Annotated in this window: 19 protein-coding genes; 17 read left to right on the top strand and 2 right to left on the bottom strand. The window is 63.2% G+C overall.

Going from position 1 to position 15,651, the window contains the following annotated elements:
* Window positions 1-38 precede the first annotated feature (38 nt).
* Together NSO95_RS07140 and NSO95_RS07145 are read right to left on the bottom strand one after the other, a co-directional pair.
* The gene (locus tag NSO95_RS07140) at window positions 39-488 is read right to left on the bottom strand and encodes a hypothetical protein (protein ID WP_257595494.1); all 450 of its coding nucleotides are present in this window, start codon (window positions 486-488) and stop codon (window positions 39-41) included.
* Window positions 489-527: 39 nt separating this feature from the next.
* Window positions 528-1,724 (bottom strand): thiolase family protein, encoded by a 1,197-nt coding sequence (locus NSO95_RS07145; protein ID WP_257595495.1) that lies wholly within the window; start codon window positions 1,722-1,724, stop codon window positions 528-530.
* Between the two features lie 167 nt (window positions 1,725-1,891).
* On the opposite strand from NSO95_RS07145, the gene NSO95_RS07150 reads away from it, so the two are divergent.
* The 17 genes from NSO95_RS07150 to NSO95_RS07230 all read left to right on the top strand — a co-directional run bounded on the left by NSO95_RS07150 (window position 1,892) and on the right by NSO95_RS07230 (window position 15,496).
* Window positions 1,892-3,325, top strand: coding sequence for a coniferyl aldehyde dehydrogenase (locus NSO95_RS07150; RefSeq protein ID WP_257595496.1), 1,434 nt, complete (start codon window positions 1,892-1,894; stop codon window positions 3,323-3,325).
* Window positions 3,322-4,548: an SMP-30/gluconolactonase/LRE family protein gene (locus NSO95_RS07155; protein WP_257595497.1), complete on the top strand. Its 1,227-nt coding sequence runs from the start codon at window positions 3,322-3,324 to the stop codon at window positions 4,546-4,548. The genes NSO95_RS07150 and NSO95_RS07155 overlap by 4 nt, the downstream gene beginning before the upstream one ends.
* Before the next feature lie 101 nt (window positions 4,549-4,649).
* Window positions 4,650-5,024 (top strand): NADH-quinone oxidoreductase subunit A, encoded by a 375-nt coding sequence (ndhC, locus tag NSO95_RS07160; protein WP_257595498.1) that lies wholly within the window; start codon window positions 4,650-4,652, stop codon window positions 5,022-5,024.
* The gene (locus NSO95_RS07165; RefSeq protein WP_257595499.1) at window positions 5,015-5,563 is read left to right on the top strand and encodes a NuoB/complex I 20 kDa subunit family protein; all 549 of its coding nucleotides are present in this window, start codon (window positions 5,015-5,017) and stop codon (window positions 5,561-5,563) included. Before ndhC ends, NSO95_RS07165 begins: the two co-directional genes overlap by 10 nt.
* Entirely contained in the window at window positions 5,560-6,444 is an 885-nt protein-coding gene (locus NSO95_RS07170; protein WP_257595500.1) for an NADH-quinone oxidoreductase subunit C, read from the top strand. Before NSO95_RS07165 ends, NSO95_RS07170 begins: the two co-directional genes overlap by 4 nt.
* Complete coding sequence (locus NSO95_RS07175; RefSeq protein WP_257595501.1) at window positions 6,441-7,652, top strand: NADH-quinone oxidoreductase subunit D; 1,212 nt, start codon at window positions 6,441-6,443, stop codon at window positions 7,650-7,652. Before NSO95_RS07170 ends, NSO95_RS07175 begins: the two co-directional genes overlap by 4 nt.
* On the top strand, window positions 7,649-7,831 hold the full coding sequence (locus tag NSO95_RS07180; RefSeq protein ID WP_257595502.1) for a hypothetical protein: 183 nt from the start codon (window positions 7,649-7,651) through the stop codon (window positions 7,829-7,831). Before NSO95_RS07175 ends, NSO95_RS07180 begins: the two co-directional genes overlap by 4 nt.
* A complete protein-coding gene (locus NSO95_RS07185; protein ID WP_257595503.1) occupies window positions 7,824-8,822 on the top strand; it encodes a hypothetical protein in 999 nt (332 codons plus the stop codon). The genes NSO95_RS07180 and NSO95_RS07185 overlap by 8 nt, the downstream gene beginning before the upstream one ends.
* The gene (gene nuoE, locus NSO95_RS07190) at window positions 8,815-9,483 is read left to right on the top strand and encodes an NADH-quinone oxidoreductase subunit NuoE (protein ID WP_257595504.1); all 669 of its coding nucleotides are present in this window, start codon (window positions 8,815-8,817) and stop codon (window positions 9,481-9,483) included. The genes NSO95_RS07185 and nuoE overlap by 8 nt, the downstream gene beginning before the upstream one ends.
* Complete coding sequence (locus tag NSO95_RS07195; protein WP_257595505.1) at window positions 9,483-9,623, top strand: hypothetical protein; 141 nt, start codon at window positions 9,483-9,485, stop codon at window positions 9,621-9,623. The genes nuoE and NSO95_RS07195 overlap by 1 nt, the downstream gene beginning before the upstream one ends.
* Window positions 9,620-9,844 carry a hypothetical protein gene (locus tag NSO95_RS07200; protein ID WP_257595506.1) on the top strand — a complete coding sequence of 75 codons (225 nt, stop codon included), beginning with the start codon at window positions 9,620-9,622 and terminating at the stop codon, window positions 9,842-9,844. The genes NSO95_RS07195 and NSO95_RS07200 overlap by 4 nt, the downstream gene beginning before the upstream one ends.
* Window positions 9,834-11,138, top strand: coding sequence for an NADH-quinone oxidoreductase subunit NuoF (gene nuoF / locus NSO95_RS07205; RefSeq protein WP_257595507.1), 1,305 nt, complete (start codon window positions 9,834-9,836; stop codon window positions 11,136-11,138). The genes NSO95_RS07200 and nuoF overlap by 11 nt, the downstream gene beginning before the upstream one ends.
* Window positions 11,139-11,284: 146 nt before the next feature.
* The gene (locus NSO95_RS07210; protein WP_257595508.1) at window positions 11,285-11,860 is read left to right on the top strand and encodes a hypothetical protein; all 576 of its coding nucleotides are present in this window, start codon (window positions 11,285-11,287) and stop codon (window positions 11,858-11,860) included.
* On the top strand, window positions 11,857-12,516 hold the full coding sequence (locus NSO95_RS07215; RefSeq protein ID WP_257595509.1) for a hypothetical protein: 660 nt from the start codon (window positions 11,857-11,859) through the stop codon (window positions 12,514-12,516). The genes NSO95_RS07210 and NSO95_RS07215 overlap by 4 nt, the downstream gene beginning before the upstream one ends.
* A 48-nt stretch (window positions 12,517-12,564) precedes the next feature.
* Window positions 12,565-13,215, top strand: coding sequence for a hypothetical protein (locus NSO95_RS07220; RefSeq protein ID WP_257595510.1), 651 nt, complete (start codon window positions 12,565-12,567; stop codon window positions 13,213-13,215).
* The gene (gene nuoG, locus NSO95_RS07225) at window positions 13,215-15,224 is read left to right on the top strand and encodes an NADH-quinone oxidoreductase subunit NuoG (protein WP_257595511.1); all 2,010 of its coding nucleotides are present in this window, start codon (window positions 13,215-13,217) and stop codon (window positions 15,222-15,224) included. Before NSO95_RS07220 ends, nuoG begins: the two co-directional genes overlap by 1 nt.
* Complete coding sequence (locus NSO95_RS07230) at window positions 15,221-15,496, top strand: hypothetical protein (RefSeq protein ID WP_257595512.1); 276 nt, start codon at window positions 15,221-15,223, stop codon at window positions 15,494-15,496. The genes nuoG and NSO95_RS07230 overlap by 4 nt, the downstream gene beginning before the upstream one ends.
* Window positions 15,497-15,651: the final 155 nt, after the last annotated feature.

Here is a 15,651-nt window from a genome sequence, read left to right on the forward strand (position 1 = left end):
CAATTGCCGCCCCTTTGGTATTTACCGGTGATGGCAGTTTACATCCCTGCGGCCGCGTCTTTGCGCTTCATCACCGTCACTTTTTCACCGTCGTCATTAGTGGCGACATAGCTGCCGTCTGCAGCCGGTTCACCGTCGGTCCAGCAAACCGGCGCCGAACCCTCTGCCGCCGCATTGAAGCAGGTCTGGTCCTTGGTCATCGCCACGGTTCCGCGTTCGGCTTCCTTGCCATCGGCCATAACGGTGTAGTTGTTTGCCGCATCGATTGTGACCGTTGTTTTCGCACCATCGGCAGCGGTCACATCATAGGTGCCGGCCAGAACCTCCTCAGCCGGAGCTTCGGCAGCAGCGGTCTCGGTGGTTGCAGTTTCACCCTCTTTCGGTGCCTCGGATTTCGAACACGCAGCCAGCGCAATGCAACCGGCGATCAGAATCAGTTTTTTCACGGTGGTTCCCCTCTCGTTGAGAGCGCGCACGATACCATTCATCTCCGGCAGTGCCGAGTCTTCAGTTAGGCGAACCGGGAATCAGGCGAGTTCGACCGCGATCGCCGTCGCCTCGCCGCCGCCAATGCACAGGCTCGCGACGCCGCGCTTCTTGCCCTGATGCTTGAGCGCATTGATCAGCGTCACCACGATCCGCGTGCCGCTCGCGCCGATCGGATGGCCCAGCGCGGTCGCGCCGCCGTTGACGTTGATCTTCGCGTGATCGATCCCGATGTCGCGCATGGCGAACATGGCAACGCAGGCGAAAGCCTCGTTGACTTCCCACAGGTCGACGTCGTCGACGCCCCAGCCCGCGTTCTTGAGCACTTTCTCGATCGCGCCAACCGGGGCGACGGTGAAGTCTTTCGGCTCGCGCGCATGGGCCGCCATGCCGACGATCTTCGCCGCCGGCTCAAGCCCCTTCTCGGCTGCCACGCTGGCGCGGGTGAGAACCACCGCCGCCGCGCCATCGGAAATCGAGCTGGAAGTTGCGGCGGTAATCGTGCCATCTTTGGCGAAGGCGGCACGCAGGGTCGGGATCTTGTCCGGCTTGCCTTTGCCGGGCTGCTCGTCGGTATCGACTGTCATTTCGCCCGCGCGTGTGGCGAAGGTGACTGGCACGACTTCGCCCGCGAATGCCCCGCTTTCGATCGCGGCATTGGCGCGGCGCAGGGATTCGATCGAATAGCCGTCCATGTCTTCGCGGGTGAGCTGGTACTCGTTCGCGGTATCCTGCGCGAAAGTGCCCATCGCACGGCCTTCCTCGTAAGCGTCTTCAAGCCCGTCGAGGAACATATGGTCGTAGGCGGTGTCGTGGCCGATGCGCGCGCCCGAGCGGTGCTTCTTGAGCAGGTAGGGCGCATTGGTCATGCTCTCCATCCCGCCCGAGACGACGAAATCGATCGAGCCGCTGGCGAGCGCCTCTGCGCCCATGATGATCGTCTGCATCCCGCTGCCGCACACCTTGTTGACCGTGGTCGCCTGGACCGACTTGGGCAGCCCGGCCTTGATCGTCGCCTGGCGGGCAGGGGCCTGGCCGAGCCCGGCGGGCAGGACGCAGCCCATGTATACGCGGTCGAAGTCCTCGCCCGAAACCCCCGAGCGTTCCACCGCAGCCTTGACCGCCGCTGCGCCAAGATCGGTCGCGGAAACATCGGACAGAGCACCCTGCATGCCGCCCATCGGGGTACGGGCATAGGACAGGATGACGATCGGATCGGCTTCGGAGAACTGCGGCATGGGGTGTATCCTTGGCTGCTGAATTTGTCAGCCTGCGCTGTAGTGCTGCACTGCGGCGAAGGCAAACGGGATAGGTATTCGCGCCTCGGTACGTCGTCCCGTTTCGCTTGTGTTTGCCGCACCGCTGCGCAACAACGGTGGCAAAGCGAAACCTTTAGGAGAGCATCATGGCCGCCGATCACGCAAGCGAGCTTCAGTCCATCCTCGACAAACAGCGCAAGGCCTTCACCGCATCGCGCCCCGAAAGCCTCGACGTGCGCCGCGACCGCATCAAGCGGGCGATCGCGCTGCTGGTCGATCATGGCGACGCGCTGTGCGATGCGATGAGTGAAGATTTCGGCAGCCGCAGCCGGCAGCAGAGCATGATGACGGACATCGTCGGGACGATCAATCTCGGCAAATATTGCCTCAAGCACCTCGATGGCTGGGCGAAACCGGAGAAGCGCAAGCTGCAGTTCCCGCTCAGCCTGCTCGGGGCAAAGGCGCAGCTGCGGTTCGAACCCAAGGGCGTGATCGGCATCCTCAGCCCGTGGAACTTCCCGGTCAACCTCAGCATCGGCCCGCTTATGCAGGTTCTTGCAGCGGGCAACCGTTCGATGATCAAGCCGAGCGAATTCACCGAGCGGACATCGGATTTGACCAAGGAGCTGGTCGAAAAGTACTTCTCCGAAGACGAGGTCGCAGTCTGCACCGGAGGGCCGGAAGTCGCCCATGCCTTCTCCTCGCTCCCGTTCGATCACCTGGTCTTCACCGGCTCGACCGCGACCGGGCGCAAGGTGATGGAGGCTGCCGCGCGCAATCTCGTGCCGGTGACTCTCGAACTGGGCGGCAAGTCGCCGGTGGTGCTCGGCCGGAGCGCCAATTTCGAGCAGGCGGGCGAGCGGATCGCGATGGGCAAGATGATGAACGCCGGGCAGATCTGCCTCGCGCCCGATTACATGTATGTACCTGAAGAGCGCGAAGAGGGCGCGATCGCGGCGGTCGAGCTAGGCGTGCGCAACATGTACCCGACGCTGCTCGAGAACGACGACTACGCCTCGGTCGTCACCGATCGGCACTTCGACCGCCTGCAAGGACTGGTCGCCGACGCCCGCGACAAGGGCGCCGAGGTGATCGAGATCAACCCCGCCGACGAGGATTTCTCCAACACCAACGCGCGCAAGATGCCGCTGACTATCCTGCGCAATGTGACCGATGACATGCAGGCGATGCAGGAGGAAATTTTCGGTCCGGTCTTGCCGGTCAAGACCTACAAGTCGGTCGGCGAGGCGATCGATTACGTCAATGCGAACGACCGCCCGCTCGGCCTATACTATTTCGGCGACGATGCGGGTGAGCGCGAAGAGGTGCTGACCCGCACCATCTCTGGCGGGGTGACGGTCAACGATGTGCTGTTCCATGTCTCGATGGAGGACCTGCCGTTCGGCGGGGTCGGCCCGTCGGGCATCGGCAGCTATCACGGGCCGGAAGGATTCCGCGAATTCAGCCATGCGCGCTCGGTCTACACCCAGTCGAAGCGCGATATTGCCGGCATCGCGGGCTTCAAGCCGCCCTATGGCAAGAAGACGGACAAGGCGATTGCGAGCCAGCTGAAAAAATGAGGTTTCGCGTTGCCATTGCGATCCTCGCCTTGGGGATCGCAACGCCGGTTCCGGCGCAGGATTTGCCCGCATGGCGCTCGGTCGATGCGGCAACCGGCCAGATCGACGACCTTACCGGTCTGGAGCGATTGGCGAGTGATTTTCCCGACAGCACCAGCGTGCGGCGGCGGTTGCTCAATGCGCAGCTTGAGGCGGGTGATGCCGAAGGAGCGCTTGCCTCTCTGGCCTGGCTCCGGGTCCGTGGGCATGTCTTCAGCGCAGGTGCGCAGACGCAAATCCCTGACCTGGTCGGTGCGGAGCATGCTGAGGCGGCGCGGGGCCTGCTGATCCAGTATCCGATGGTGATTGCGGCAAGCGAGGTGGTTGCAACGGTGCCGGCAGAGGCGGGGCTGGTCGAATCCGTGGTCTCGCCCTTGCCGGGAGAAGTCTTCGTCGTAACGTCGATCACCGAACATGCGGTCTATCTGCACGCCCCCGACGGGCAATGGCGACGCGGAGATATAGCAGGTGCAAGCGACCTTTCGGGCATCGTCGCCGACGAAGCGCGCAACATCGCGTGGATCGCTTCGGGCAATCTCGACGAGTCGAGCGACAGCGAGGCGCGCTTTTCGGGCCTGTTCATGAAGGCACCCGACCCGGACGCCACTATCGGCGTTGCCGCGCCCGAAGGCGTTACCCTGTCCGATCTCGCGCTGGGACCGGATGGGACGGTTTATGCCAGCGACCCGCTGGGCGGCGGGGTTTACCGCGTCCGTCCGGAGAGTGAGCTGCTCGATGTGCTGGTCGCCCCCGGGATCCTGCGTTCACCGCAGGGGCTGGCTGTGACCGCCGACGGCGCGCGGCTCTATGTCAGTGATTATCGCTATGGCCTTGCGGTTGTCGATCTCGCGAGCGGGGCTGTCGCGCGGCTGGCTAGCGATGTTCCTGCAGCCCTCGACGGGATCGACGGCTTGTGGCGTTATGATGGCGAATTGATCGCGGTGCAGAACGGCACTTCGCCCCTGCGGATCAGTGCATTTGCGCTCTCGCCTGACGGCGCGCGGATCGTTGGACATCGCGCACTCGAACAGACGCATCCGGATTGGACCGAGCCGCTCGGGGGCAGCATCGCGGACGGCGCGCTCTATTATATCGGCAACGGCCAGTGGGACAAGTTCGAGGCGGGCAAGCCGGTCGAGGGCAAACCTGTCGTCGCGACCCAAATCCGTCGCCTGAAGCTGTGAGTGAAACGCACGGGAAATAGCCAAATATGCAAGTTCCCGCCCTTGCACCGGCGCGGATGGGGGCCTAGAGGCGGGCACGAATTTAACCCTGGGATTCCCGCGTGGTCGACTTAAGCCAATATCTCCCGATCCTGTTGTTCCTGTTCGTGGCACTGGCACTGTCGGCGGCCTTCGTGTTCCTGCCGATGGGAGTCTCGCGCCTGACCGGCACGCACAACCCGGACGCGGAAAAGCTGAGCGAATATGAGTGCGGCTTCCCCGCATTCGAGGAGCCGCGCAGCCAGTTCGACGTGCGGTTCTATCTCGTCGCGATCCTGTTCATCATCTTCGATCTCGAGGCGGCGTTCCTGTTCCCCTGGGCGGTCAGCCTCGACATCACCGGATGGGCGGGGTGGATCACGATGATGGTGTTCCTGTTCGAACTGATAGTGGGCTTCGCCTACGCATGGAAAGTGGGAGCGCTCGAATGGGAGTGAACGAGACCCTTCCGACCGCTCAGGCCGGAGACGTGCGCCAGCCCGATGAGGATTATTTCCGCGCGCTGCAGATCGAGGTGAACGACAAGGGCTTCCTCGTCACCAGCACCGAGGACCTGTTCCAGTGGGCGCGGACGGGCAGCCTGTGGTGGATGACCTTCGGCCTTGCGTGCTGTGCGGTCGAGATGATCCACGTCAACATGCCGCGCTACGATATGGAGCGGTTCGGAGTCGCCCCGCGCGCCAGCCCGCGCCAGTCCGATGTGATGATCGTCGCCGGCACGCTGTGCAACAAGATGGCCCCGGCGCTGCGCAAGGTCTACGACCAGATGTCGGACCCGAAATATGTTATCAGCATGGGCAGCTGCGCCAATGGCGGCGGCTATTACCACTACAGCTACAGCGTGGTGCGCGGCTGCGACCGGATCGTGCCGGTCGATATCTATATCCCCGGCTGCCCCCCGACCGCCGAGGCGCTGCTTTACGGCGTGATGCAGTTGCAGCGCAAGATCCGCCGCAGCGGGACGATCGCGCGGTGACCGTCCTGCACTCCGCCCCGAAAATCAGCTCTAACGAAGGCGTTCGTGCTACGCTTTCGAACGCGCTCGGCAGCTATCTGGTCAAGGCGCATGAGGAGCATGGCGAGATCCTGCTGCGGGTGAAGCGCGAGAGCATTGAGGACGTGCTGCGGCTGCTGCGCGACGATCATGCCTACCAGCAACTGATGGAAATCGCCGGGGCCGACTACCCGTCGCGGCCTGAGCGGTTCGAAGTGGTCTACATGCTGCTCAGCCTGACGAAGAACCACCGCATCATGGTCAAGGTCTCGACCGACGAGGCGACCCCGGTGCCGACCGTCACCACGCTGTGGCCCAACGCGGGCTGGTTGGAGCGCGAGGTGTTCGACATGTACGGCGTGCTGTTCGACGGCAACACCGACCTGCGGCGGATCCTGACCGATTACGGATTCGAAGGGCATCCTTTCCGCAAGGACTTCCCGCTCACCGGCTATGTCGAACTGCGCTATTCCGAGGAGGAAAAGCGGGTGGTCTACGAGCCGGTCGAGCTGGCGCAGGATTTGCGCCAATTCGATTTCATGAGCCCGTGGGAAGGTGCGGACTACGTGCTCCCGGGCGACGAGAAGGCGGCGACCTCGCCGGTCGACGAACCCAAGACGACCGAGAAGAAGGGCGATACCGGCGCGGGCGAAAAGACCGACGCCAAGGCCGCCGAAAAGGTCAGCAAGGGCTCGCCGGCTGAAAAGGGCAGCACTGCCGATAGCGACGCGCCCGAACCGACCGAGAGCCGCCCCGATCGCAAGCCGCGCAAGGGCAAGTCGAAGGACACCGCCGCCGCGACCGAGCCGGCGACCAAGCCCAGGGCCACCCGCAGCCGCAAGCCCAAGGGAGACGGTGCATGAGCATGCAGCTCGAACAGTCGCCCACCACTGGCGACGAGGTGATCACCAACTACACGATCAACTTCGGCCCCCAGCACCCGGCGGCGCACGGCGTGCTGCGGATGGTGATGGAGCTGGACGGCGAGATCATCGAGCGGATCGACCCGCATGTCGGCCTGCTCCACCGCGGCACCGAAAAGCTGATCGAGCACAAGACCTACTTCCAGGCGCTGCCCTATTTCGACCGGCTCGACTACTGCAGCCCGCTGGCGCAGGAACACAGCTATGTGCTGGCGATCGAGAAGCTGCTGAACGTCGAGGTGCCGATCCGCGCGCAATATCTGCGCGTGCTGTTCGCCGAGCTGACCCGCATTTGCAACCACATGCTCAACATCGGCGCGCATGTGATGGATGTGGGCGCGATGACGCCCAACCTGTGGGTGTTCGAACTGCGCGAGGATTGCCTCAACTTCTTCGAGCGTGCCAGCGGCGCGCGGATGCATAGCGCGTGGTTCCGCCCGGGCGGAGTGCATCAGGATGTGCCCGAAAAGCTGCTGGTCGATATCGGCCACTGGGTCGACACGCGCCTGCCCGAGCTGTTCGGCGACGCGATGAGCCTCGTGATCGACAACCGCATCTTCAAACAGCGCAATGTCGATATCGCGGTCGTCAGCCGCGACGACGCGGTGGCGTGGGGCTTCAGCGGCCCGATGATCCGCGCGGCGGGCATCCCGTGGGACCTGCGCAAGAGCCAGCCCTACGATGTCTACGACCGGATGGACTTCGACATCCCCGTCGGCACCAATTCGGACTGCTATGATCGCTTCATGGTGCGGGTGAAGGAAGTCTACGAGAGCGCGAAGATCATCAAGCAGTGCCTCGCGGAGATGCCCGCCGGCCCGATCGCCAGCTCCGACGGCAAGGTCTCCCCGCCCAAGCGGGCCGAGATGAAGCAGTCGATGGAAGCGCTGATCCACCACTTCAAGCTCTACACCGAAGGCTTCCACGTGCCGGCGGGCGAGGTCTATGTCGCGACCGAGAGCCCCAAGGGCGAATTCGGCGTCTATCTCGTGAGCGACGGGTCGAACAAACCCTACCGCTGCAAGATCCGCCCCACGGCGTTCTCTCACCTGCAGGCGATGGACTTCATGTCCAAGGGCCACATGCTGCCCGACGCAACCGCCATCCTCGGCGCGATCGACGTGGTGTTCGGGGAGTGTGATCGGTGATCGCTCGCGAACTTTTCATCCTGATCGCGGCATTCGCGGCCTTCGCTTCGGCGGTGGGGGCTTATCTCGCCGCGTTTCACGGCAGCCCGAGCGTCAAGGAAGTGCTTTCGACGGCGTTCGCGGCGGTGATCGGCCTCTATGTCGGGCGCTATCTGCAGGTGAGGTTGCCGCGTGGCTAGTCGATCTGCAATCATCCTCTCGGCATTCTGCGCCATGCTCTTTGCGCTGCCCCTGCACGCGCAAGATGCAAAGGCTGACAAGGCGCCGCCGCATCCGGCGATGGCCGGTTTCCTCGCGGAACTGTCGGCGGGCGACCTCGACGGGGCGGCGGCGAATATCTCTCGCATAGGCGATTTCGGCGACGAGAAATTCTTCGCCTTCGAACCGACGCGTGAAGAACTTGTCGCATTTCTGGCCGGTTGCGAGCTGGTGGCTGGGGACTACGGCCTCACGAACCAGACCGCGACACCGTTGCAGAAAACCGAGTGGGATTGTGCAGAGGGACAGCGCTATTTCATCAGCATGCTGCCGGAAGATGCGCTGGTTATACGTGTCGATCGGGCGCGCCCCTATCTCTGGGTCGCTTCGATCGAGACCGCTGAATCGCGCGCCGCCCGCGAAGCTGCGAGGCTCGCCGAGCAGGTATCGCGGCGCGCAGCTTTCGGTGGCATGGTCCCGCCTCCGCCTATTCCCGTCGTCTTTTCGGACGAGGAGCAGCGCGCGCTCCGCGAGCGGGACGAGCGGGAACGGATCGAAGCTCACTCTAACCGCGACGCAGTGGGTCAGGCGGTCTTGAGCGGCCAGCTCGATGCGATCAGGACATTCGCGACAGAAGAAACCCGCGCACGCTACGCGATACGCGATCCGTTTTTCGATGTTTCGATCGAACAGGCGCGCGGGAAGGGTGCCGATTCGGCAGTCGCGCTCCTGAAGCAGGCCATCGAGGAACTGGGCACGCCCGAATCGGTCGAATGCCATCTGTCGGAGCAAAAATTCGGGCCGCATGTCTGCCGCTGGGGATTGTCGAATTCGCAGAACGGCTTGCTGGCCGAAATGTACTTTCGCGGGCCGGGTGGTTCGCTGAATTCGTTCACCGTGTTGCGCGAGACCCCGGTCGAGACCGCTGAGTTCCGCCAACGCGCAATGGAAGCTGGAGTTATCGATGGCTGACCGTCATCTCGCCCCCGATACGCCCGAGCTGCGCGCGCGGTGGGGATCGTTCGCTTTTTCGCCTGAGGTCAAGGCGAAGGCCGACTGGCATATTGCGAAGTACCCGGAAGGCCGCCAGAAATCGGCTGTGATGCCGCTGCTAGACCTCGCCCAGCGACAGGTTGGCGAGGAAACCGGGACGCAGGGCTGGCTGCCGTTGCCGGTTATGGAATATGTTGCGCAATATCTCGATATGCCGGTGATCCGGGTGGTCGAGGTCGCGACCTTCTATTTTATGTACAACCTTGTTCCGGTCGGCAAATTCCACGTGCAGGTTTGCGGCACGACGCCGTGCGTGCTGCGCGGCAGCGACAACATCATCGCCGCGTGCAAGAAGCGCGGGATGGTGAAGGGCGGGGTTTCGGCGGATGGGCTGTGGACCCTGACCGAAGTCGAATGCATGGGCAATTGCGCGACCGCGCCGATGGTCCAGATCAACGACGACAATTACGAAGACCTGACGGTAGATCGGCTCGACGCGGTGCTCGACGCGCTGGCGGCGGGCGAGACGCCAAAGGCCGGGACGCAGGAGCCGGGCCGGCACACGTCCGAGCCTTCGGGCGGGCCGACCACGCTCAAACAGATGGTCGACGCCAACCACGATTACCGGGGGGAATGGTGATGGAATACGCACCCTTTATCGTTGCCGCATTGCTCGCCTTCATCGCCTACAAGGCGATCGCTGGCATCGTGAAGTTTGCCGCCATCGGCGCGCTGCTGATCGGCGCGGCCTATGTCTATTCGCAAGGCTATTTCGCATGATTACGGATAGCAAAAGGATACAGTGGCGGGACCGGGATGTTGGCCAAAAGATGTCGATCATCTTCGGCTATCTGCTTTTTGCACTAGCGGCAGCATTCATGGTGTACACAACCTTTATTGCGGCACCCTTCGTTGAATGGCCCAAGCTGATTTTGGCTTTTTCCCTAGGAATGGGTTTCAATGAGTTAATTCGTCGGTGGAGGCTGCATAATGCTCGCTGACCGGGATCGCATCTTCACCAACCTCTACGGCTTCCAGGACTGGGGGCTGAAGGCGGCGCAGGCGCGTGGGGACTGGGACGATACGAAAGCCCTGATCGCGCGCGGGCAGGATGCAATCATCGAGGAAGTCAAAGCCTCCGGTCTGCGCGGGCGGGGCGGAGCGGGTTTCCCGACCGGGCTCAAGTGGTCGTTCATGCCGAAGGAAAGCCGCGACGGCCGCCCGAGCTTCCTCGTCATCAACGCCGACGAATCCGAGCCCGGCAGCTGCAAGGACCGCGAGATCATCCGCCACGATCCGCACAAGCTGATCGAAGGCGCGCTGGTCGCCGGTTTCGCTATGCGTGCGCGCGCGGCCTATATCTACATCCGCGGCGAGTATATCCGTGAGGCCGAGACGCTGCAGAAGGCGATCGACGAGGCCTATGCTGCGGGACTGATCGGCAAGAACGCCAGCAAGTCGGGCTACGACTTCGATGTATTCATGCACCGAGGTGCGGGCGCCTACATCTGCGGCGAAGAAACCGCGATGATCGAAAGCCTCGAGGGCAAGAAGGGCCAGCCGCGCCTCAAGCCGCCGTTCCCGGCCGGCGCGGGCCTCTATGGCTGTCCGACCACGGTGAACAATGTTGAGAGCATCGCGGTTGTGCCGACGATCCTCCGGCGCGGGGCGGCGTGGTTTTCCAGCTTCGGTCGCGAGAACAACAAGGGCACCAAGCTGTTCCAGATCAGCGGCCATGTCGAGAAGCCCTGCGTGGTCGAGGAAGCGATGAGCATCCCGTTCCGCGAGCTGATCGAAAAGCATTGCGGCGGCATCGCCGGCGGGTGGGACAATCTGCTGGCGGTGATCCCCGGCGGTTCCTCGGTACCGCTGGTTCCGGCTGCGCAGATCATGGACGCCCCGATGGATTTCGACGGGCTGAAGGATGTCGGCTCCGGCCTCGGCACGGCGGCAGTGATCGTGATGGACAAGTCGACCGACATCGTCCGCGCGATCAGCCGCATCAGCTATTTCTACAAGCACGAGAGCTGCGGCCAGTGCACCCCCTGCCGCGAAGGCACCGGGTGGATGTGGCGGATGATGGAACGCCTGCGCACCGGCGATGCGGCGATCGAGGAAATCGACATGCTGCAACAGGTGACCAAGCAGGTCGAAGGCCACACCATCTGCGCGCTGGGCGACGCGGCGGCATGGCCGATCCAGGGCCTGATCAAGCACTTTCGCCCCGAGCTCGAGCGGCGGATCCACGAGCACAACGCGCAGTTTGCGCCAGAGTACGGAGTGGCGGCAGAATGAGGAGGGGCTTCGTATCCGTTCTTGCCGTGACGGCATTGGCTGCGTCCGCATCGGCGCAGGGCCAATCTTCCATGGGCTTCAGATTGGGTCAGGATCAGCGGGATCATCGAACTGCCGGACCCGATACTCCGCCGGAGCAGACCCTGATGCGCACGGCGAAATGCGTAGCGCAGGATCGCCCCACCGAAGTGCGTGCGTATCTGGCAGCGACCCCTGGCAGTGCTGGCGAGGAACAGGCTTACGAGGTCTTCGCGGAGAAGCTCCGGAAGTGCATGCCGAATGTCGATTTTTCCGGGGTTGGAAACATGCAGGCAGCACGAGGCGCGCTGACCATGCGGTTCGAACACTCAACCTTGCGAGGTGCCTTGGCGGAAAGCATGCTACGCGAAGGCAAGACCGAGCTGATGCTCGACAAGATTATGCTCGGCGACGATGGCATGTTCGTCGCGGAAAGATTTCATGGCGAGCGCTCCGACACGATCGAACGCGTGTTCTCGCTGGGCTTTGCCGGTTGCGTCATGGGGCATAATGCGGGGGCGCTCGAAGCATTGTTCCAGACCGAGCCTGGCAGCGACAACGAGAAGCAGGCGATCATGGCGATGAGCCCGAGCTTCGGACAATGCGTGATGGAAGGTCAGAGCCTGAAGCTGCGCGCGCCGACGTTGCGAAATCAACTTGCCGAAGCAGCCTACTACGCGGTCAGTCTGGAGGCACCACAATGATCCTTCCCGCAATCCTGATGCTGTTGCAGGCGGTCCCGACCGCGCCTGCCGACCCGAAACCTGCGGAATGGCCCGATCCCGAGCGTGAAAGCGCGATGGGCGACACCCGTATTGCCGAATATGACAGCGTGAGCGCGCGCAAGACGATGGCGCTTTACGCCGCCTGCGTCGCGGAAAGCAGCGCCGACAAGGTTTCGGCGGTGCTTGTGCGCGATTTCCGCACCACCGAGTATCGCAACGGACTCAAGAACCTTTCCAGCGCCAACGAAGGTTGCGCGCGCAAGGTGGGGCTGCGCAACAGTGACCGGCTGCGGATGGGCAATCTGCCCTTCGCCGCTGCCTTGGCCGAAGTGATGATCGCATCCGATGGAGAGCCACTCAAGAGCCGTCTGGCCAGGGCGGCGGCGGGCAAGACCACCGAGACTTTCGCCCCGAGCGATGCCGTCGCGATGTGCGTGGTGCGTTCGGTCCCCGACGATGTTACCGCCTTGCTCCAGAGCGAGCCGGGCTCCGAGGCCGAGACTTCGACTGAAGCGAAGCTGCTGCCGGTTGCCCGGATGTGTGCCGACGGAACGCGGGTGGAAGCGACCACACTCGGCCTGCGCTCGATCATTGCCACCGCGACCTTTCGCCTGCTGGCCGCGCAGGAGGGCTGAGCGATGTTCGATACTACACTTGTTTGCCGTCGGCAGGGAGACAGCGGCATGAGCGCGGTCAGGATCGGCATCACGGGATGCACTGCAGCGCTGCTTGCTCTGAGCTACGCGGTTGCTGCACAGCCTCTCGAGTACGACTACGAAGATGTGGTCATTTCGACGGCGAAGATCGACAAGATTCTGGCCTCACCGGCCGGGTGGGGCGATCCACCGGCCTATTTCATCGAGCAAGGCCGTGCGATCCATTGTTACATCGAAGAAAATCCCCAACGCGCCGCCGAAATACTGACATCCGCGCGCGAGCGGGGCCTCGACTTCACCAGCAAGGAAGCGGTCGCGTTTGATGAAAGCGATTGTCTCAAACCCTTCCTCGAAGTTGCCCGGTCGCCCAAATACGCCGACGATCCGTTCGACCTTTATGGCACCGAAATCGACTTTGCGACCTACCACAGCCTGGCCGCACGCTACATCGGCAGCTGCATGTGGGAAGCGGATACCCCCTTCTTCAGCCAGTTGATGGCCGATGTCGAAAATCCCGCCGGTCTCACTCCGTTCCTGCGCGAGGGTTATTACACCGATGATTTCAACCCGGCGGGGGAGAGCTGCTTTCCCGATTACGACAAGCTCGTGAATTTCAACTACGCTTTACGATACGACGTCGTCCAGCAGTTGCTCGTGCGCAGGGGGCTCGACGACTGATGCCCAAGGTTACCGTAGACGGCGTTGAAATCGAGGTCCCGGCGGGCGCGACCGTGCTGCAGGCGTGCGAGCTGGCGGGGAAGGAAATCCCCCGCTTCTGCTATCACGAACGGCTGAGCATCGCGGGCAATTGCCGCATGTGCCTGGTCGAGGTGAAGCCGGGGCCGCCCAAGCCGCAGGCGAGCTGCGCGCTGCCCGCAACCGACGGTCAGGACATCCGCACCGACAGCCAGATGGTCAAGACCGCGCGCGAAGGCGTGATGGAATTCCTGCTGATCAACCACCCGCTCGACTGCCCGATCTGCGACCAGGGCGGCGAGTGCGACCTGCAGGACCAGGCGGTGGCCTATGGCCGGGGCGGTTCGCGCTACGACATGAACAAGCGGGCGGTGACCGAGAAATACATGGGACCGCTGATCAAGACGGTGATGACCCGCTGCATCCACTGCACCCGCTGCGTGCGCTTCTCCGAAGAGATCGCCGGGGTGGACGAAATCGGCGCGCTCTATCGCGGCGAGGACATGCAGATCACCACTTATCTCGAGCAGGCGGCGGAACACGAGCTCAGCGCCAATGTGATCGATTTGTGCCCGGTTGGCGCGCTGACCAGCCGCCCCTATGCGTTCGAAGCGCGCCCGTGGGAGCTGAGGAAGACGCTCAGCATCGACGTGTCCGATGCGGTCGGCGCCAACATCACGCTGCAGTCCAAGGGCCGCGAAGTCATGCGCGCGCTTCCGCGGATCAACGACGACGTCAACGAGGAATGGCTGAGCGACAAGGGCCGCTTCATGGTCGACGGGCTGGGCAAGCGCCGGCTCGACAAGGTATTCCTGCGCAAGAAGGGCGGCCTCAAGCCCGCCACCTGGGAAGAGGCGTTCGCTGCCGTTGCCAAGGCGAAGCCGGGCAAGGCAATTGCCGCGATCGCCGGCGACATGGTCGATTGCGAGACGATGTTCGCCGCCAAGGCGCTGCTGAAGGCTTGCGGGTCGGGCCTGCTCGAAGGCCGCCAGACCGGCATGGACTACGACGTCTCGAACCTCGCCGCGGTCGCTTTCAACTCGACCTTCGCCGGGATCGAGACCGCCGATGCTGTGCTGATCGTCGGCAGCCACATTCGGTGGGAAGCACCGCTGGTCAACGTCCGCCTGCGCAAGGCGGTAAAGCGCGGGGCGAAGGTCTATATCATCGGGCCGCGGTGGGACCCGACCTATCCGGCGACCTTCCTCGGAGAAGACTTGTCGGTCTTGTCCAAGCTGCCGAAGGACCTGGTCGACGCGTTCAAGGGCGCCGAGCGTCCCGCGATCATCATGGGCGGTGCGGCGCTGGCCAAGGGCGCACTCGGAGCAGGGCTGGCCGCGGCGGAGAAGCTTAAGGTCGTGCGGGATGGCTGGAACGGGTTCAACGTGCTCCACTTCAGCGCCGCGCGGATGGGCGGGCTGATGCTCGGCTATGCGCAGAAGGGTGGAATGGCGGATATCGCTGCAGCGAAGCCCAAGGTGGTGCTGAGCCTCGGCGCGGACGAGATGGATTTCGAGCCCTTCGCCGATGCGCTCAAGGTTTATATCGGCCACCACGGCGACAAGGGCGCGCATGCGGCGGACATCGTCCTTCCGGCGGCGAGCTTTGCCGAAAAGGACGGGACCTACGTCAACACCGAAGGCCGGGTGCAGTTTGCCGAGAAGGCCGTGTTCGCACCCGGTGACGCGCGCGAGGACTGGACGATCCTGCGCGCCCTGGCCGATGCGCTGGGTGTCTCGGTCGGTTTCGACAGCTACGCCGAATTGCAGGCCGCGATGATCGCCGAAGTCCCCTCGCTGGGCGAGGAAGGTCTGGCCGATCTCGGCGCGCTCCCCAAGGCGGACAGCAAGGCCAAGGCGGAGGGCGCGATCTCGGCCTATCCGATCAAGGACTTCTACCTCACCAACCCGATCGCCCGCGCCAGCGCGGTGATGCAGCAATGTTCGGCCGAACTGCTGCATGGCGAAGAGCTGAAGGAAGCGGCGGAATGAGTGCGCTTCCCCAATTCATTCGCCGAATGCCGCAGGTTTTCTATGCACTTGCCGTTGTCTTCTGCTTGTGGCGCTTCTGGAATGAATATGCGGTTCTTTCGCAGACACTTGCCTACGAGTCGGCAGCGAATAGCGGTACCCCGCTACGGCAGATGGCCATGTCCGGAGCGCTGTACTGGGCTTTTGCCGAAGCTGCATACATGGTCGGTACCGGTGTCATGATACAGGTGCTCATCGCGATTTTTGACAAGGTGAAGGGGGCGGCAGAATGAGCCTCTTTGTAATCTTGGGGGGTGGAATTGCCATGCTTGTTGCTCTCCTCATCCTCGCCAAATTTGCGCCTCAAACTCTCGATCGAATTGGCAGTGCTCCTGACGCTGGATCGTCAAGCGCTTCCGGCGGTTCGTACGGCGAAGGCGATCCGGGG

This window comes from Parerythrobacter lacustris, from assembly GCF_024626475.1.
GTDB lineage: Bacteria > Pseudomonadota > Alphaproteobacteria > Sphingomonadales > Sphingomonadaceae > Parerythrobacter_A > Parerythrobacter_A lacustris.